This window comes from Brevibacillus sp. DP1.3A, assembly GCF_013284245.2.
Classification (GTDB): domain Bacteria; phylum Bacillota; class Bacilli; order Brevibacillales; family Brevibacillaceae; genus Brevibacillus.
On record NZ_CP085876.1, the window covers coordinates 4,516,071 to 4,534,424 of the forward strand.

An 18,354-nucleotide genomic window follows, 5' to 3' on the forward strand; every position below is an offset into this window, starting at 1 on the left:
GAAGAGCTCACTCCTTTTGTTCTAGTTCGGCAACGACGATACGCGTGCCTTCTACTTGCACCACGGTGATGGTGGTACCCGATTCAATGAAACCACCAACCGATACTGCATCCACTCGTTTTCCTTCCACCTTGACGACCCCTGCTGGGCGCAATGGAGTTAGGGCGATGCCTGATTTTCCTTCCAGCTCACGCTGATCGCGCGGAGCTACGTATCCTTCTTCATTGCGCTGCGTGTCACCCAAGACAAACTTGTTGAATAGACCTTTGACCCCGTACTTCTTCACTAGCATGAACGCTACAATTGCCGTGATCAGAGCAGCTACACCCAGTGACGCAAGCCCTTGCTGCGTGTCATAGGCTGCCATTACGAGACCTGTCACAATACTCACGAAGCCAATCGCACCGACAATGCCGCCCGGAAGAAAAATTTCCAGAAGCATCAGTAAGATTCCGATGACAAACAGTCCGATGTGCAACCAGTTGGCAAATCCCGCTACATAATGTCCAAAGAAGTATAGACTGAACGCGACGAGCGAAATCGTCCCTGCGACACCAAAGCCAGGGGCAAACAGTTCTACTACAATTCCGCCCAATCCAATGATGAGCAGAAGACTCATCACAATGGGACTCGTCACCAATCTAGCGACTAGCTCCCCACCTGTTGGCTCAATCGCCTGAAGGGAATCTGGCTGAATACCGAGCTTTTTGAGCAGCTCTTCCTTATTGGACACCACATCATCCGCATAACCTAACCGCTTCGCTTGTTGGGCATCGAGAGAAAGCACCGTGCCTTTTGGCTTTAATCCTGGGAATTCTGTATCGATTTCCACCATCGCGCGAGCAACGTCAGGATTGCGATTGTTCAATTCAGCTGCCGCTCTCATTTTATTGCTCCAACCGGAAATGAACTTGATATCTGCTGCATTCCCTGCCAGGTCAATCGGTGCGGCTGCTCCCATGCTACTGCCTGGAGTCATAATAATTTCATTTGCATTCAAGGCGATGTAAGTTCCCGCTGAAAAAGCCTGGTTATCAATATAGGCTATCACATGCATGGGAGCCTGACGGATTAACTGTCCAATCTGGTCGGCAGCGTTCACTTCGCCACCTGGCGTATTGATATGCAAGATAACAAGGTCTGCCTGCTGCTCCTGTGCGTCAGCAAATGCTCTGTGCAAAAAGCTCTCCAACCCTCGCTCGATCGTGCTATCTACTGGAATCCATACAGCTTTTTGATAGGTCTGGGCTGTAGTGGGTGCGGGAGCAAGAAGCATCGTCATTCCCATGATCAGGCAAAGAAGTGAAAAAAGCAATCGCACGCGGCTTTTTACTAGCCTTGCTGCACTCATTGCATGTACCTCCTTTCCTTCTATCAGCTTCAACGTATGTGCAATAAGGTATACGAAAGAGGGGGCCAATTGTTTCATATTTATTTCACATCTTGGAAAAAAAGAAAAACCCAACCTTTACAGGTTGAGTTTTTCTGTTCGTATCTATATGAGGTGTTACTCTCGTCTACGATGGTAGTTCCTCAGATACAATCTTTTGCACGAGGTTTCCGTCTGCTCTGCCTTTCACTTTCGGCATGATCGCACCCATCACTTTGCCCATCTCCTTTTTGGAGGAGGCATTGGTAGCTGCGATACCTTCCCGAACGATATCACGAATTTCGTCTTCGCTAAGCTGAGCGGGTAAGTAAGCGGAGAGCACGTCGATCTCTTCGCGCGTTTTCGAGGCAAGTTCCACGCGGCCTGCCTTCTCAAATTCGTGGAGGGATTCACGGCGTTGTTTTAACTCACGAGTCAAGATGGTCAGCACTTCGTCTTCAGACAAAAGTCTGCCCTTGTTAATCTCTTCGTTCTTTAATGCGGCTTTCACCATGCGAATAACAGAGAGTTTTAGAGCAGCTCTGTCCTTCATTGCTTGCTTCATATCTTGATCGAGTCGCTCCATTACACTCATGATGAGCCCTCCGTCAATTAAAACTTGCGTTTGCGAGCTGCTTCGGATTTCTTCTTGCGCTTAATGCTAGGCTTCTCAAAGTGGCGACGTTTACGCAGTTCCGCCATCACCCCGGATTTTGCGCTTTCACGCTTGAAGCGGCGAAGTGCGCTATCCAAAGACTCGTTTTTCTTGACTCGAATTTCTGCCATTTGTCTTCCCTCCCTCCGCTAAAACCGTGGGACGCCTGAGTCGAACGTACGAACAGACTGTCACACTTCATTATAGGATAGATGACTAAAGAAGGTCAACCTTTAGTTCAATTTTATTCGTAAAAACCGGACAAAAGGTGATAATGGATATGGAAAACCTCTTGTCCACCCTCTTTACCACAGTTGTTAATCAGGCGAAAACCTGGCAGTTCCAGCTTTTTCGCCAAGAGTTGTGCTACATGGTGGATATGCCCAATCAGCGGCAGGTCCTCGGCGCTTACATCCATTAGTGTAGGAATTGGCTTACGCGGGATAATCAACAAGTGAACGCGTGCTTTTGGTGCAATATCGTGGATGACAATGACGTGCTCGTCCTCATACTCGATACGAGCAGGAATTTCACCGTCCATGATTTTGGTAAAAATACTTTTTTCCATGGGAGACTCCTTTCTTCCTCAGTATGTGGATAGTTATGTATGTAAGAATTGATCGTATCACATTCCCTCACTTTTGTCTTGCGGCGCTACCTAACGCATGGTAGCATGACTTCGAGGTTGAAACTGGATTACAAAAGGAGTTCGTGCAGATGAAACCAATTGCACTGGATCAGGCAGCAATCAACGCAGAAGGGATTTTGCTCGCTGGTTCCCCAGAGCTTGCCTTGTCATCCGTTCACTTTGATACCCGCGAGCTAACTGCGGGATCTTTGTTTGTAGCGCTGACAGGCGGCGCACGGGATGGGCATGATTTTTTGTTACAAGCAGCTGAACAAGGAGCTGTAGCTGCACTCGTTTCGAATCAGGAGAAGATTCCTGCGAACTTGCCAAACGATTTTGGGTTAATTCTCGTCAATGATACACTACGTGGCTTTCAAAAGCTGGCTGCCGCTTATCGGAAAAGCTTTTCGTTCCCTCGCATCGCCATTACCGGAAGTATCGGAAAAACAACCGTGAAGGACATCGTGGCCCATGTACTTGGGAGCCGTTCGCCCGTATACAAGACGTATAAAAACTTCAACAACCACCTCGGTGTACCTTTGTCGTTGTTGCAAATGGAAGAAAAACATCAAGCTGCTGTACTAGAGCTCGGGATGAACCACGCCGGGGAAATCGATCTGCTTGCTTCGCTCGTGCAGCCAGATATTAGCGTGATTACATTTATCGGAGAGTCTCATATTGAGCATTTTGGCACGCGTGAAAAAATTGCTCTCGCAAAGGCGGAGCTGCTTCCTCATACTGCTCTTGACGGGCTTGTGCTGCTCAACAAAGATTCCGAATATCTGCGATTGATAGCCCATCTGTATCCGGGTGAGATCATGTTCTACTCTGTTAATGAGAAGGCTGATATTTGGGCGGAACAAATCGAAACGGTTGAGGGTGGGACCCGCTTCAACGTGTGCTTTGCTTCCGGGGAGCATTTCGAGGCATTCCTGCCGTTGCATGGCCGCCACAGTGTCCTGAATGCACTGCCTGCTGTCGCAATTGCCAAGAGGCTCGGAATGGATACAGAACAAATCGCTTACGCCTTGTCCACCGTCCAGCTCTCCGCCATGCGGTTTGAGCAAATTCACTCCAAGCACGGTACTGTGTATATCAGTGATGCCTACAATGCCAGCCCTGTCTCCATGGAGGCTGCCGTACGGACGTTTGCTGAGCTGTACCCTGAGCGCGCAAGAGTCGTCGTGTTAGGTGACATGTATGAGCTCGGTCCAGAAAGTGCCGCTATGCACGCTGGCGTCGGAGCCTCGATTCAGGACATCGCTGAGCGCTTTGAGCTGCTCGTGACAGTCGGTGAGAATACACGCCATCTCCATGATGCTTACACGGGGAACAAGCTGCACTTCGCCACAAAAGCAGAGGCACTGCGTGCATTACTGCCGCTACGCGATGACAAGCACGCTTTCCTGTTTAAAGCCTCCAAAGGTATGTCATTATGGACGCTTATCACTGAATTGGAAGGTCACGAATAATAGAAAAGAACAGCCGTCTCTCGTTAACGGGAGACGGCTTCTTTTATGTTAGCGGATTTCAACGACATTGTTGGAAGGACCCAACTTTTCAGGCGAAAAATCGCTATAGTGGATCGATGCGAGATCAGCTACGTAGTACGACTTCCCGTCCTTTGCCCAGCCGATGATGCGATGATTGTCACTTAAATTGTAGTAGCCAGGCATTCCCTTGTCAGGAGAACCAAATGGATAGCCGCATTTTGTGACTTGTTTGCACGATTGAATGTACATATACGAATCTTGAGAATTGGAAGTACGAGAGTGCTGTTCTACTGCCATCTGATGTCCTGATGGCGACCAAACAATCTTGTCCAAGTGTCTCTCAGTGAACACGGGATCTTTCAAATTGACCTTTTCCCCCGTCTGCAAATCCAGCATGTATTCTTCTGTCATTGTTCGGATATAACGGTACTTCATATCGTTGGAGTAAGAAGGAAATGTGGTCATATTGTGATCGTATTTCAGGCCAGTCGGTAAGTCTAACTCCTTGTATGCCGTTTGTGTTCTGTAAAACAGCTTTTTCGAATTCGGCACCCAGTAATACATTTCTTCGTCTGTTCCACTCCGCCATTCATACTGGTCATTCTTTTTCATTTTAAGCGTAGGCAGATGTTGCAAGTAAAGGTGACCGCTTACTTTGGTATTGGAAGAGAGCATGTCTATCCGGGTGAACGCCATGTACTGTTCATCCGGTGAAACGGAAAAATCAACGACGGGATATTGAGCTGCTGTCGGGACGAGTACCGTTTTTTTGCCGTCTGGCAGACTGAGCTTCACGATACTGCCATTTTCAAGAACGTAGAGCGCGTCCTGCTTCGGCGACCATTTTCCATCGCCGGATAGTTGCGTCAGTTTTTTTGTCTGCATGTCGTACAGGTACGGTATGGTTCGGTCCGCCTTCCCGTAACCGATTCGCTCCCCGTATACAAATCTGCTCGATGGCGACATACTCGCCCGGTGCATCAAGGGCATGTTTGTAACAGTTTTGGTGGTTTTTCCATCTAGGGCTACTTTGTAGATGATGACTGGTTCTGGCTTGCGTGGGTCTGCCTTTGCTGGAGCAGAGGCATTGATTTGTCCAGGGATAAGGGTACCTAGCAAGGTAATCAGCAAGCATGAGAGCAACAAGCATTTTTTCATCAAGGGACCTCCCGAATAGGTAATCAATACATAGACGCTCGCTGGAAGCACTTGGTTTCTTGTTGCACGAAAAAAAGATCGGAAGCACCCCTGCGCCTCCGACCTTTTTCACTTACGCACGAACCATCATTGCCTTCCGCAACCACTCTACTTCTTCAGCTAAAACACGCTGCGGACTCTGACCAAACCATTCAATAGATGCAAAATAATCTGTATCTGCAATTTTTTCTAAAATAGGCCCATAATCTACAACACCTTCACCGAGCAGTACCATTCCCTCACGATCGCCGTTCGGGGCATATACATTATGCGGAGCGAATACCGGCAGATGATTCGGCGAGGAAATATTTTTCAAATGATAATGAGCTACCCACGGTCTCAATTGCTCGTACGCGTCGATTGGATCAGCACCTGATTCCCAGACATGAAGAAAATCAAGATTCACTTTTAGTGCAGGATGATTGACTTCCTGCAACAAAGCAAGTGTAGAACTCATAGAATCTGTGAGCGTGTTCGGATGTGTTTCGACCAAGAGCTGAATCCCGTGCTCATGACACATCTTACATAAGATTTGCAGATGATGCACATAGCGTGCACGCTCTTCTGGCCCTACTTCATTACTCGCCTTCTGTCCAGCGAACGTCCTGATTTGCTTTACATGTAGCCATTTTGCCAGTGAAATGAGTCTTTTTGCTTTTTCCAGTGTACGCTGAAATCCGGATGAAGTAGCAATATCCAGATAATCGCTAAGCATGGAGATACTCATGCCTTGATCCCTGACCAACCTTACCTGCTCCTCCATCTCTAATCGATCATGATCGTACAGATGTTGAGCGTGGGTTCCCCATAATTCGATCCCATCAAAATGATGACGATGAGCAAACCGAACAATCTGTGCAAACGAAATTAGCTGGTGGCGAAAAGTGATTGTGCACAATGAGAGTTTCATTTGACCTTTACCTCCACCCTTTTTCGTCTACAGTGACGAGACTTTTATCCATTTGGGTCCACAGAACAAACTGACGTTCCAGTTCTTTTTTCACTTCAAGTTCAATCAGATCAATCTCTTCTAACGCCTCGATAATCGGAGGTAACAACGCCATATTCTTGGTCATCGCCATTTTGACAGACAAGTACTGAGCTGTCGTATACCCTTGGTAGATGTCCTCCACTTTATATGCGATGCGTAGAAACTCATCACGATGGTATTCCAGGTAATCTTGCAGATATAGGAATGCATACTCGTAGCTGTATTTACGGATCGCAATCACTTTCACCTGGGTCACTGCTGGGAGTAGCATGTCCAAGTTGTATCCATTGCGCCCTTCTGCCATGTCTGTAATCAATTGCTTCAACTCAAGGGTAAACGGATTATGATCACGTTTGAGTGCGTCGTAGAAATAGTCGTGAATCATTTCATAGGTTGGTTCCTTAATTTCACTCGCATCCACCATAAAGCCGCCACCAAACGGATTTTCTAAGAAGGCTTTGATCACCGTCTCCTTCTTCACATTGCCCTCCCAACGAAAATCCGGGTCAAACATAAACCACTCATCTTCGTTCTCCGTCTTTGAAATCATCAAAAAATGCGGGAATGGCTTCAACGCAAATTTATTATCTCGCTCTGGAACCAGCGACATGTCTATCTGAACAAGGACAAACTGATCCTCGGTACGCTTATCAATTAGCTCTAAGAATGTGTCCAAATTGGAGGCTTTATCTTGGGAATGATCATACCATTCTGTTACTTTCGCTCGGAAAAGTCGTTCATAACCCTTGATAATCTCCTCATGGTTATCAATGTAATACGTGACTACACCTTGATCCGTAATGGAATACTCGGCATCCCATATACCAAAATAATAGGGACGATAATCAATCTTTGTGCGGCGCTTAATCACTTCGCATAGGCATGAAATAATGCAATGAACCTTAACCATTCTGTATCCCCCACTCGATGTTTGGATAGACGCTAATTCGATACATGCTGCGGTTCCAACTGTTCAACAAAAGTAAGGAGTGATCCAACAGTTTGGAAGATTCGTGGATCTAACTCATGAGCAGGAACTACCAAGTGCAAATCTTCCTCGATATAAACAATCAGTTGCAATAGCATAATCGAATCAATATGTAGATCCTCATTCAATCGCATGGACTCCTCTAGCGTGAGGATATGCGATAATTTTAATTTTTCGGTCATGATCGTATGGATTTGCTCGATTCTTTCTGTTCGTATCATTTGCTGATCGTCTCCATTTCTAATAATCGACGGCTGATTTTTCCTGTGGCTGTCTTAGGAATGCTCATCACACATTGGATTTCGAATGGGACTTTATAGCCTGGCAAACGATCTTGGCACCATTCCCTGATTTGTTCAGGAGTAGTCCCTCCCTCTGTAATAACCTGCGCCTTCACAATCTCTCCCATGACCGGATGACGTCCACGATACACGACCACTTCTTTTGTCCCACTTATTTTCAAAATGACGTCCTCAACCTCTAAAGGAAATACCTTTAAACCAGAGACGTTTATCACATCATCCATCCTTGATACAAATTGAATATGTCCTTCTCCTGTCCAGAAACCTAAATCCTGCGTCGCTATTTCGTTCTGTCCAATCCGAATGACTATTTCCGCAGGTTGTTCTTCATTTTCACCCGTCGTCATGGTTACATGGGAAAGGGGAACCCCCAGATCTGTATGCGTCCGCATCTGTTTACTCATACTGACGCACCCCGCCTCGGAGCATCCATATTGTTGCATCAAGATGTCGCTCATGCCTTGCAGCTTTAGAAACAAGCCTTCTGGCATAGGAGCTCCAGATGTCATTAACCGGTGAAAACGTACCTGCTCTCGCGTAAAGCTTGATAAGATGTGATAAAATACTGGCAGACCATAAACAATATGCTGGGGAGTATCTTGAATCACTTGCAAAGCAAACTTGGGATTTTTGTGCGTCACAATCGAAGGCTTACTTCCCCGTTCCAGTGCTGCCAAAACTCCACATATCAATCCATACGAATGTGTCACCGATGCCAGCACGATCGGGGTTAACGCTTCCTCACCTTGGAACAACTGGTTGTAGGCATGAATTTCTGTTTGAATATCCTCCCAACTTCTCCCGATGAGCTTCGCGTCCCCCGTAGTACCTGAGCTATATTGGAAGAGCGATGGTTTTTCGCTCTGTTGCTTATCCGTGATGGACAAGAAGTGCTTCGTCTCCTGATAAACAAGCCCATAACACCTTGCCTTCACTGCCATTTGATAGGCTGTTTCCATTGGAGTTTCCCCATGAATTAACAGCACCGAGGCATTATGCTCACGCAAATATTGAACAAGACTGATTACGTCAAGTGGGTCAGCTATGCAGACTGCGTACCTCTTTCCTTCCGGCTGTCGAAAATGATCCATGCTTTCGAACGCTTGCTTATGTCTCTCCATTTCATGCACAGAAATCTCATTTTGATTCACTATGAACATGCTAGTAACCTCCCACAGCCATGGAATGAAGCCTTTTCCTTGCCTCGAACAAAGGATTGGGGACTTCATGTAAATGATAGTTCTCGTTCGTTGTATATAGCTTTTTCTTGGTCAATTTTTCTACCTGCACGCTTGGAACAAACAGATCAAATCGCGTAAATCGCTCCGCCAATTCCGGGAATCGTTGCTGGTGACTCTCCAATACCTTAACGACCATCTCCCAGAATTGCTCTTCGGCATATCCGTAATGCTCCTCTAACAGCCGTGCGAGTTGCCCCAGATTGATTAGAAATAAAGTCTCCAATGTCAGATCTCTGACTGTTGATGTTTCATTCATGTGAAACATCACATCATCGGGCTTCGTTGCGTAATATTCATGCACTTCCGCGAAGTTCGGGCATTTGTCTGGCTCACTCAAGAACGGTTGGCAAAAAATCAAATCTTCATGGAAATCCTTCAATGCTACCCGAGAAGGGACACCATCCCGATGCACCAGGATCATATTCTGCGCGTGGGTTTCCATTGCAATTCCGTGTTTCACAAGAATATGAACGACTGGCAATACACTGCTTTCCAATAATCGCGCAAGCCAATTCTCTAGCCCTTGCTCACGAATCCAACGGTCAATGAATGGCACCCCCTCCACCTCTACTGCCGCTAATACGTTATAAGGAACCGCATCTTCTTCCGCTTCGAGATGAGGGATGAGACTTTCTCTCCACATGCACCCAATTACCCCGAATGTAACCATTTCCACCAGTTCAGAAGCAGGTGGAGGATCGTATGCCACTGCAGCAAACTCTTGGAGCATGATCACCCTTTGCACGTCTCGTAAATACGAATCTGCGTCCGTAATCCCCTTGAGCCACCTCGAAACAATGGGGGCACTTGCCAGTGAGTGCGGCGTGAGATGACGTGGCGCTGAAGTATTCACTACGTTCATCGAGAGTTTAAGATAAGGTTTATGCGGATTACTTTTGTTAGCAAAGGTGCGGATGGATTGTTGTGGACGATGACCATCAGAGCCTACTCCTAGCACAATGATCTCTTTGCGATGGATATCGTCCAGGAATCCAGACACGATATGATTACGCCACTGCCAAGGATGGACAGGCACGAAGGCATACTGATCGGGATCGCATCCATGATTGACGATGATTTGTTGAAAAGCTTCTTTTTGTTCCTGGCCTATTTCATCCAAAAGAAGGCCATCGAAATTTCTACCTTGATCAATGGACACTTGAGAATATTGTTTATGTATCGCTAACCAAAGAAAATGAACTTCCTGCTTAAATTCAGGACCATAAGCAAAATGATCTACGTAGGTAAATCCAACACGTGATTTATAACTAGGATGGTAAGGGTGTCCGTCCATCAGATCACCTTCCAGCTCATCGTACGATTTGCCCTGCATCCGAATATCATTTTGTACCCGATAGTATTGGGCCAATGTATCCTTTAACAACGTTTGTTCCAAATCATTGGCAAATAGCTTCAGTCTTTGTTCATCTACCGTATTCATTCGGAAGATTTCCACTAAAAAACGAGTGAGGGATATCGCTTCAGATTCTTGCTGTGCGACTCCGCTTTGATCGTAAACAACACGAGTAACGGGGGCCTTCCCTAAACGAACAAGCCCAAAACTCGCACTTCTCCGCCCTTGGCAACGATAGCGAACAGGCAGATCCCCCTCATCAAGCCCATGTAGGGTGTAAATCGTCTCTTCACCCTCTTGGATGGTCTCAGGAATCAAAATTCCCTCATATAACAAAGACTCGATGCATTGTCGAAAGACCCTTCTTCTCACCTGCACGTACTGTGTCGAGTGAAGTGCCTCTTCAACCGAGAAATCTTGTATTGTTAACTCCATACCTTATATCCTCCAAATCTCTTCAAGCTAGATGCTAGCAAGCTATCCAAAAGCATGAAGCCCAGCCTTTTCGGTCTGCTTTACTTTTGCTAAAGGATTATCTATGTAAACAAAAACAGATGATCTCTCTTCCGGTTGGGTTAATTCATCCAGATCATAGAAGCGCGTGAGCAGATTCGCCTTACACGGAAGCTGTTCGCGAGTCAATAGATTCTCTAGAAACTTCGACGCCTCTCGATTCATAGGTAAAAACTTCGTCAAAACCTCATGCATCTCTGCCAATAAGATTTGTTCATCAATTAATCCTTCCGTTCCAAATCCATTAATGAGTCCAAACATATGGTTAAAAATCATATAATAGGTGATACGCTCATCTACAAGATGGTCTTTGTAAATGTTCCTACTCGCCTTGCCAACCCCAGGCAATTCTGTCTCTAATACTTCTTGCATCGATTCTGAGAAATAGTAGCCTTGATTATCGCGATAAAAAAACTGATCGGGGTATCCGTCTCTAAGAGTGACAACACTATTCTGTTGATGGGCTTCCAAGCCAATTCCGTACTTTAGATAGAGCCATACCATTGGCTTCAATGAAATATCTACATACCGCTTAAACCATTCCAAACTAACTACTTCCAGTGCTTTACCTTCCTTTTGTGCCAGATGGTGAATGATCGTTGCCAACCTACTCTTGTAACCAGGAAGTGGATCTTGCACGAGTGCAGCGATTTGCGTGACTTGCTCTGCATTACTCCCCATAAAGGGATTATCACGCAGGATCACTTCAAATCCCGTTTCTTCCCCCTGATCCAACGTAATCGTGATGTACGCCGGATCAGAGATAAAGCCAAAGCCTGGATACTTGCGACTCACCTCACCGATCCCTGTTTCAAAAAGTTGCTTCGCCTCTAAACCAATCTCCATCTCACTTAACTTATTGATCCGTAAAGAATTCGTAACTTTGATTGGGACGGACAGCTTGAGCATATATTTCTTTTCAGGATGATAAACCGTTCGGAGAGAAGATGTTGCCATATACTCCTCACCCGCTGGTCCCAGGTAAAGAAGCAACCCTTTCTCTATCAAGGATTGTATGGCTACCTGTTCAAGCAACCATTCTGCTTGAAGTGGATGAATCGGGACGATTGAAAATGATGGATCGACATCAGATATCGAAGGAAACTCACCCTTCAGTAATTGCGTAGCGGATTCTTTTAACCCAGATTTTTCGTGAACAATCGACGGATGGGCAGCAAACAAGTGGAGTTGAAACTTCCCGCAACACTCCGGTGCATACAACGCTTGCTTGGCCTCAGGAATTCCTTGCTGACTCTTCGGTGTTGGATGGAACAAGTGACCGAACAAAAGTGCCTGCTCTGCTTCGATGAAGCTTTGTTCCACTCCATATAAAATCTCCGCATTACTTTGGCGAGCCCTAACAAATTTCTCAATGCTTTGGCAGCTTTGAATCATACGCAAGACTAACTCATCTGGAACTGCATTTTCCCCATGCTGAAGCGTTAGTTCTTTAATCAAAAGAACCGCTAATGTCAAATAGTCCGCCTGAACGAAACGAGTACAGTCACCACTTCGGTAGCAAGCTGGATAATGAAACAAATGCCTGCCAGTCACCGAATGATATTTGACACCGACATAGAGGGAAATCCCCTGATGCGGGAGTTCGCAATGAAGGTATGTACCTGTTGCACTCGGCTGTATGATCTTCGTTAGCTGCTTAGTAATCTCGTCTTTTCGATTGATCCACTCGCCCCTACCTGTTTCTCGGAGATAACAATTGAGAAAGCTCTGCATCGTTGCATGCTCTGCGATATGCTTGACTACGAACATGTTACCTCTCCTCTTGCTTGATCCAAATTTTTTATTCAAGCATTGTGACTGACATAACTGGTAAAACGTCCCATAAATAATGTAAACGATTATCATTCTCATTTCAAGTGATAATATTCACCTTGTACAGTTAGGAGAGATAGTCTGACAGAAATTAGTTCCTCCCTCCTACACAAAATGAAAAAAGATGCCGATTCATCAGCATCTTTTTTCTCATGATTAGTCCAACTCTTCCGCATCTACGACGTTGCGACCTTTATCCGCATGTCGCTCGATAGCGAGTTGCACCAGACGATCGATCAGCTCGCTGTAGCTCACACCCGCTGCTTGGAAGAGCATTGGATACATGCTAAACGGCGTAAAGCCTGGCATCGTATTCACTTCATTGATATAGAGCTTGTCGTTTTTCTCATCCCAGAAAAAGTCTATACGGGAAAGGCCAGAGCCATCGAGTGCTTGGAATGCCTGCTTGGCAATTTCCGCGATTTGTTCGGATACATGCTCGGGAACGATGGCAGGAATGGAGAGCTCTGTTCCCGCCCCCTTGTACTTGGCTTCATAATCGTAAAATTCTTTAGCGGCAATGACTTCCCCAACGACAGATGTCATCAGCTCTTCATTCCCCAAAACGCCAATCTCCAACTCACGTGCTTGAACGAACTCTTCCACGATCAATCTACGGTCGAATTTGGCAGCTACCTCTAATGCGTGCTTGAGCTCCTCACGATTTTTCGCTTTGTTAATCCCTACGCTAGAACCCATATTCGCCGGTTTGACGAAACACGGATAGCCGAGTTCACGCTCGATCCGATCCATGACATCGTCCTGGCCTTTTTCCCATTGCGAGCGCAGAAAGCCTACATATTTCACTTGCGGAAGTCCAGCTTGTGCAAAGACGGTCTTCATCATCCATTTATCCATTCCGATAGCGGAAGCCATTACTCCGGTTCCCACGTACGGGATATTCGCCAATTCCAACAATCCCTGGATCGTCCCATCTTCGCCAAATGGTCCGTGAACCACAGGGAAAACAACATCCATTTGCTCATTCATGGCAAACAGCGATCCTTGCTTGTTTGCGATTGCCAGCTCTTGCCCTGTCTCTGTTGTCTCGGGAATGGCTGGCGTTTTTGCCGATAAGCGCAACGCTTCGATCGTATCCGGCAGTTGACCTGCCAGTGTCTCTCCAGTCACCCAAGAGCCATCCAATTGAACGTACACAGGTGTTACCTCATATTTATTTGCATCCGCGGCCTGCATAATGGACATGGCCGTACGCAATGAAACTTCATGCTCTGAGGATTTTCCTCCATAAATAATGCCCAGTCGGATCTTTTGATTTCCCATCTGTGTCATGCTCCTTTCCTCTCCGTACGAAACCGGAGAGTCTACCCAGTTTCTACTCTCTCCTATGCTATGCAAAAGCCCAACATCTGCTCTATTTACCGGGCCGAGCCCGTCATTTAGCATACACAAACCAAACGCCAAAAACAAGAGAAGCAAGTATCACCTGCTCACGTTTTTTCTCATACCCTATAAATAAAATTCCTGTCATGGAGCTATTTTTTGGAGGGATTTCCATGAGAGATTATTTGTTGTTCTGCACATATTGCTCTTCTTACACTTTATTGCACAGCTATGATAAGGAAAGCGGGTCTTTCTTGGGGGAATACTCCCTGCTGCATAACAACTACACCCGAGACCCAATCATCTTGAACAAATTTCTCCTCGCCCATCTCGGTCACACCATCCGTACCATTCCCTCTAAGACGGATGACTACCGTCAAATCATCTGCAATGCCTCACATTTTTTGGAGGATGATATTGACAAGTACGTGGAGGAAAGTCAGCAACGGGCAAAATTCAAGGAGCGTGATCGGAAAAGCGAACGGGAAATCGGTCAGGTACAGCTATATCTGGTCGAGCATCTCTTGTCCCACGAGCTTCAGAACTTAAGCCAGGCCCGCGCTTCTACCCCTGCCGAAGGACAAGTCTTTTTAGGCAAGGAACTGGGGTTCAAGCAGGCTCTCGATCTCGTCAGGCGTGTAAAAAATGACAAGCAATTGTCATGAGCACTTATTTCTTTATTCGAAATGATTCACATTCTTTTGCAACTCTTTCCGCTCGTCGCGCGTATAAAAAGAGAGACGATACAAGCGGGGGGAAAGAACATGTTTGAATACAAATTCGTCCGAGTTGAGCTGTCCTCTTTTCGACGCCAACCAAAAGAAGATTATCAGACCGTTGTCCACGAGCACGCCAAGGAAGGCTGGCGTTTGGTGCAAATCTTTGCTCCAAGCATCGGGGGCGACGGTATGGCCAAATACTTCGAATTGATTTTTGAAAAACCAAAGTCTTAAATCAAACTGAAGCCGAAAAGAAAAACAGCGCCGTATTAACGCGGACGCTGTTTTTCTTTTTCGCTATCGACGATCTCTTACTTCAAAGATGGCAAATTTCAAGTAATGAGCCTCATCAGCTCCACTGATTTGCGGATGATCCTTGCCCGCGCCTCGCCATTCAATCAGGCGCAATATCTTTTTGGCATCGACTGCTGCCTCTTGAATCGTTTGCAGGAACAACTCAGGTGACATATGGTACGAGCAAGACGCGGTAACGAGAAATCCGCCTGGACGAACGAGCTTCATCCCGTTTAAGTTAATGTCTTTGTAACCGCGGCAAGCGCCTTTCACTGCTCCACGCGATTTCGCGAACGCTGGTGGGTCAAGAATGACCACATCCCAGTTCTTGCCTGCCTCTACATTTTCACGCAAGTAATCAAACGCATTGGCCACCACAAAATCAACGCGATGCAAGAAGCCATTGAGTGTAATGTTTCGCTTCGCTGTTTCGATGGCATGGTCGGAAATATCGAGGGCTGTCACTTTTTTCGCACCGTGCTTGCAAGCATTTAGGGTAAAGGAACCAGTGTGTGTAAAGCATTCCAATACCTCAGCGCCATCCCAAAACGGATTTTTGACCACTTTACCACGCTTGTCTACAGTCACCTGCTTTGTCTCGCCGTCTACTTCCATGCTCGTCAGGGTAATGCCGTGCTTTTCGCCCCAGCCTTTCATCAAAGGCGCGATGGACGCACGATTTTCCCGCTGATCATAGAAAAAGCCCGTCTTTTGCCCCTCTACGATATCCACATAGTATTTCAATCCGTTTTCTTCGATCAATACCTCACGCGGACACTCTCCGTACAGGACTTCTTTGCCTTGTGTCAGCCCTTCCAGTTCACGGACATGTACATCATTGCGCAAATAAATACCAGTCGGTGCAAATACCTCTACCAGTGCATCTCGAATCCAATCGATTCGCTTCTCCATCCCCAATGAGAGGACTTGGACAACCAATGTGTCTTCGTAGCGGTCAACGATCAGTCCTGGCAAAAAGTCTGCTTCCCCGTAAATGACGCGGCAAGCTCGTGGGTTATCCACAAATCTCGTCCGGAATTCTGCCGCCTGCTTGATTTTGCGCAAGAAAAAGTCGTAGTTGATCTCTTCCTTTTGGTCGTAGCTCAAAATGCGCACGATCATTTGTGAAGCTGGGTTGATGTAGCCCTTTGCCAAAAAATGCCCTTTGTGATTGGTGACCTCGACGATTTCACCTGGTTCTATATCCCCTTGAATTTCTAATACCTCTGATTGAAAAATCCACGGATGTCCTACTTCTAGCCGCTTTTTCCGATGTTGATTTAATAGCACACGTGCCATGCAGCTATTCCTCCTCTTTGTCATGCTTGCCCTTGTACAGGCATAGCGTTATAGTAACTTGCTAAAAATGGACAGGGAGGAACGTATCTTGTGATAGTCTCCATCCTCGCCCCTTTTACCTTTGGGCTCACTTTTTTTCTTTTCGGTATGTACGCCATGCGCTCCGGCTTTCAAAACCTCGCCGGCAAAAAAATGGAAGAATGGATGGGGCGCTTTACACGTACCCCGCTCCATAGCTTCTGGATTGGTCTCTTCGCTACTTTTGTCTTGCAAAGCTCCAGTGCGGTAACCGTCCTGACGATTGGGCTGACGAACGCAGGCATCATCCAGTTCACACAAACCGTCGGCATCATATTGGGAACCAATCTGGGCACGACAGTGACAACGGAGCTGGTTGCGCTCAAGCTCGAGTCCTTTGCCATCCCCATGCTTCTCATCGGAGTCGCTCTATGGCTGATGCCGCGCCGAAACATTCGTTGCATTGGTCTTGTTGTCGCCGGCTTCGGACTGATCTTCCTCGGTATCGATACATTGAAAATCATGGGGAAGCCTTTGGAGCAGTCTGAGACGTTTCGTTCGCTTTTTCTGGAGAGCAGCCATTCCATCTGGATCGGTTTGATTACCGGGATCATTTTCACCGCTCTCATCCATAGCGGTTCCGCTACGACCGTAATCACGATGGGCCTGCTCAGTCATCAAATTCTTTCGATGGAAACGGCACTCGCCATCGTATTGGGCGCGAATGTCGGGACTTGCTTTACCGCTGTCATCGCTGCGATTGGCACGAATACGGCATCCAAACAGGTCGCATGGTGCCATACGCTCTTCAACGTCGCAGGCGCGATTGTTTTTTTACCGTTTCTTTCCCAGCTTGCCCTCGTCAGTGCATTTTTAACGGATAGTCCTTCTATGCAGATCGCCCATTCACAGACTATCTTCAATCTCATCTGCTCGTTGGTCGCGCTGCCATTCGTCCCGCAGATAGCCCGGTTTATTCAATGGCTGATCCCTGATAAGCGTCGTCCTACTGACCTCACCTTTAGAAAGAAAATGGTATCAAGTAGATGGAAGTAATGACGCCTGCCACGATCATTGCGACACTGGACGCTGCCGTTTGAACAGGAGAAACACGGTTCAAGCTAGCCGTACCAATGGCGTGTGCACTCGTACCGATGGCGATCCCGATTGCCCAATCATCCGTGATCTTACCCCATTTGAGAACAGGACGGGCAATCATGACACCGACCATCCCCGTCAACGCGGTAAAAAAGGCTGCAAGTGCAGGTTCCCCACCTATGGAACGACTCAGCTCCAACGCAATCGGAGTGGTCACGGATTTGCTAAGCATGCTTTTGTATACGAGCTCATCTGAACCCAGAAACCAATGAACCCCGATAACGACGAAAATCGCAACGGCACAGCCTGCACATACACCAAGCAAAACACCGCGCCAAATATGAGCAAACTCCTTGATCTGTTTAGCCAGCGGAATAGCGAGTGCAACCGTTGCAGGGCCAAGCCAAAAGGAAATCCACTGGCCACCGGCAGTAAATGCCTCCCAATCGCCGCTAAACGCCCACCACATGGTCCAGACCAAGACCACAGCCACCAGAAGAGGCTGCAATCGTTGAAATCGAGCGTTGATCATTGTTGCACCTTTGTACCCTGCTACCGATACCAAAATGGCGAAAAATTGACTAAGCATCCAGAGTCCTCCCCTCTTGCTGCAAGGACGATTCTGATTTTTGTTTATGATGCTTCAAATACCATTGTACAACCACACCAGTCACAAGCATGACTAGCAATGGACCGAGAACCATCGATAGTATGATTGGCAATGGATTTTGCGTGAATACGTTTAAATAGGAAGCAACTCCGACAATGATCGGTACGAAAAAGAGCAACATATGTCGAATCAAAAAAGTACCGGCTTGTTCCACCCAATCCATTCGTATCCATCCCATACACAGTCCCAGTGTTAACAGCAGCATTCCCACCAGGTTACCGGGCAGGGGAATATGCAGCCATTTGCTCGCAGCTACGCCTACCCCATAAAAAGCCAACAGGATGACGATTCCCTTAACAAATTTCATTTTGCTAATCTCCTCCCCGCTCCCTATCCTCTCTCTATAGG

General features: G+C 46.8%; 19 protein-coding genes. 4 read left to right on the forward strand and 15 right to left on the reverse strand.

Going from position 1 to position 18,354, the window contains the following annotated elements; genetic code table 11:
• Nucleotides 1-7: 7 nt before the first annotated feature.
• The 4 genes from HP399_RS20545 to HP399_RS20560 all read right to left on the reverse strand — a co-directional run bounded on the left by HP399_RS20545 (nucleotide 8) and on the right by HP399_RS20560 (nucleotide 2,592).
• The gene (locus tag HP399_RS20545) at nucleotides 8-1,351 is read right to left on the reverse strand and encodes an NfeD family protein (RefSeq protein ID WP_173620697.1); all 1,344 of its coding nucleotides are present in this window, start codon (nucleotides 1,349-1,351) and stop codon (nucleotides 8-10) included.
• A gap of 166 nt (nucleotides 1,352-1,517) precedes the next feature.
• Nucleotides 1,518-1,964 (reverse strand): GatB/YqeY domain-containing protein, encoded by a 447-nt coding sequence (locus HP399_RS20550; protein WP_007727628.1) that lies wholly within the window; start codon nucleotides 1,962-1,964, stop codon nucleotides 1,518-1,520.
• Nucleotides 1,965-1,981: 17 nt separating this feature from the next.
• Nucleotides 1,982-2,155, reverse strand: coding sequence for a 30S ribosomal protein S21 (gene rpsU, locus HP399_RS20555; protein WP_007727630.1), 174 nt, complete (start codon nucleotides 2,153-2,155; stop codon nucleotides 1,982-1,984).
• Nucleotides 2,156-2,268: 113 nt separating this feature from the next.
• On the reverse strand, nucleotides 2,269-2,592 hold the full coding sequence (locus HP399_RS20560) for a histidine triad nucleotide-binding protein (protein WP_012685763.1): 324 nt from the start codon (nucleotides 2,590-2,592) through the stop codon (nucleotides 2,269-2,271).
• A gap of 149 nt (nucleotides 2,593-2,741) precedes the next feature.
• Here HP399_RS20560 and murF point away from each other — a divergent pair, with 149 nt between their 5' ends.
• Complete coding sequence (murF, locus tag HP399_RS20565; protein WP_173620696.1) at nucleotides 2,742-4,124, forward strand: UDP-N-acetylmuramoyl-tripeptide--D-alanyl-D-alanine ligase; 1,383 nt, start codon at nucleotides 2,742-2,744, stop codon at nucleotides 4,122-4,124.
• 48 nt (nucleotides 4,125-4,172) lie between these two features.
• Here the strand turns inward: murF and HP399_RS20570 are convergent, their stop codons facing one another.
• From HP399_RS20570 to HP399_RS20605, 8 genes are all read right to left on the reverse strand, one after another.
• Complete coding sequence (locus HP399_RS20570) at nucleotides 4,173-5,303, reverse strand: TolB-like translocation protein (RefSeq protein ID WP_173620695.1); 1,131 nt, start codon at nucleotides 5,301-5,303, stop codon at nucleotides 4,173-4,175.
• 112 nt (nucleotides 5,304-5,415) lie between these two features.
• Nucleotides 5,416-6,252, reverse strand: coding sequence for a sugar phosphate isomerase/epimerase family protein (locus HP399_RS20575; RefSeq protein ID WP_173620694.1), 837 nt, complete (start codon nucleotides 6,250-6,252; stop codon nucleotides 5,416-5,418).
• A 7-nt stretch (nucleotides 6,253-6,259) separates the two neighbouring features.
• Nucleotides 6,260-7,243 carry a DUF6005 family protein gene (locus tag HP399_RS20580; RefSeq protein ID WP_173620693.1) on the reverse strand — a complete coding sequence of 328 codons (984 nt, stop codon included), beginning with the start codon at nucleotides 7,241-7,243 and terminating at the stop codon, nucleotides 6,260-6,262.
• A gap of 32 nt (nucleotides 7,244-7,275) precedes the next feature.
• Nucleotides 7,276-7,542 (reverse strand): petrobactin biosynthesis protein AsbD, encoded by a 267-nt coding sequence (gene asbD / locus HP399_RS20585; RefSeq protein WP_173620692.1) that lies wholly within the window; start codon nucleotides 7,540-7,542, stop codon nucleotides 7,276-7,278.
• Nucleotides 7,539-8,783: an AMP-binding protein gene (locus tag HP399_RS20590; protein ID WP_173620691.1), complete on the reverse strand. Its 1,245-nt coding sequence runs from the start codon at nucleotides 8,781-8,783 to the stop codon at nucleotides 7,539-7,541. Before HP399_RS20590 ends, asbD begins: the two co-directional genes overlap by 4 nt.
• Before the next feature lies 1 nt (nucleotide 8,784).
• Entirely contained in the window at nucleotides 8,785-10,653 is a 1,869-nt protein-coding gene (locus tag HP399_RS20595; RefSeq protein ID WP_173620690.1) for an IucA/IucC family protein, read from the reverse strand.
• A gap of 42 nt (nucleotides 10,654-10,695) precedes the next feature.
• Complete coding sequence (locus HP399_RS20600) at nucleotides 10,696-12,501, reverse strand: IucA/IucC family protein (protein ID WP_173620689.1); 1,806 nt, start codon at nucleotides 12,499-12,501, stop codon at nucleotides 10,696-10,698.
• 219 nt (nucleotides 12,502-12,720) lie between these two features.
• Nucleotides 12,721-13,848, reverse strand: a complete 1,128-nt coding sequence (locus HP399_RS20605) for a D-alanine--D-alanine ligase (RefSeq protein WP_173620688.1) — start codon at nucleotides 13,846-13,848, stop codon at nucleotides 12,721-12,723.
• 233 nt (nucleotides 13,849-14,081) lie between these two features.
• Between HP399_RS20605 and HP399_RS20610 the strand changes: the two genes are divergently transcribed.
• Together HP399_RS20610 and HP399_RS20615 are read left to right on the forward strand one after the other, a co-directional pair.
• Nucleotides 14,082-14,573 (forward strand): hypothetical protein, encoded by a 492-nt coding sequence (locus tag HP399_RS20610; RefSeq protein WP_173620687.1) that lies wholly within the window; start codon nucleotides 14,082-14,084, stop codon nucleotides 14,571-14,573.
• Between the two features lie 99 nt (nucleotides 14,574-14,672).
• The gene (locus HP399_RS20615) at nucleotides 14,673-14,861 is read left to right on the forward strand and encodes a DUF4177 domain-containing protein (RefSeq protein ID WP_007727654.1); all 189 of its coding nucleotides are present in this window, start codon (nucleotides 14,673-14,675) and stop codon (nucleotides 14,859-14,861) included.
• A gap of 63 nt (nucleotides 14,862-14,924) precedes the next feature.
• On the opposite strand, the gene HP399_RS20620 is transcribed toward HP399_RS20615, so the two are convergent.
• A complete protein-coding gene (locus HP399_RS20620; RefSeq protein WP_173620686.1) occupies nucleotides 14,925-16,220 on the reverse strand; it encodes a class I SAM-dependent rRNA methyltransferase in 1,296 nt (431 codons plus the stop codon).
• 90 nt (nucleotides 16,221-16,310) lie between these two features.
• Between HP399_RS20620 and HP399_RS20625 the strand changes: the two genes are divergently transcribed.
• Complete coding sequence (locus HP399_RS20625) at nucleotides 16,311-17,294, forward strand: Na/Pi cotransporter family protein (protein WP_173620685.1); 984 nt, start codon at nucleotides 16,311-16,313, stop codon at nucleotides 17,292-17,294.
• Here the strand turns inward: HP399_RS20625 and HP399_RS20630 are convergent.
• Both HP399_RS20630 and HP399_RS20635 read right to left on the reverse strand, forming a co-directional pair.
• Nucleotides 17,260-17,925 carry an LrgB family protein gene (locus HP399_RS20630; protein ID WP_173620684.1) on the reverse strand — a complete coding sequence of 222 codons (666 nt, stop codon included), beginning with the start codon at nucleotides 17,923-17,925 and terminating at the stop codon, nucleotides 17,260-17,262. The two genes, HP399_RS20625 and HP399_RS20630, sit on opposite strands and share 35 nt — an antisense overlap.
• Nucleotides 17,918-18,313 carry a CidA/LrgA family protein gene (locus tag HP399_RS20635; RefSeq protein WP_007727662.1) on the reverse strand — a complete coding sequence of 132 codons (396 nt, stop codon included), beginning with the start codon at nucleotides 18,311-18,313 and terminating at the stop codon, nucleotides 17,918-17,920. The genes HP399_RS20630 and HP399_RS20635 overlap by 8 nt, the downstream gene beginning before the upstream one ends.
• Nucleotides 18,314-18,354: the final 41 nt, after the last annotated feature.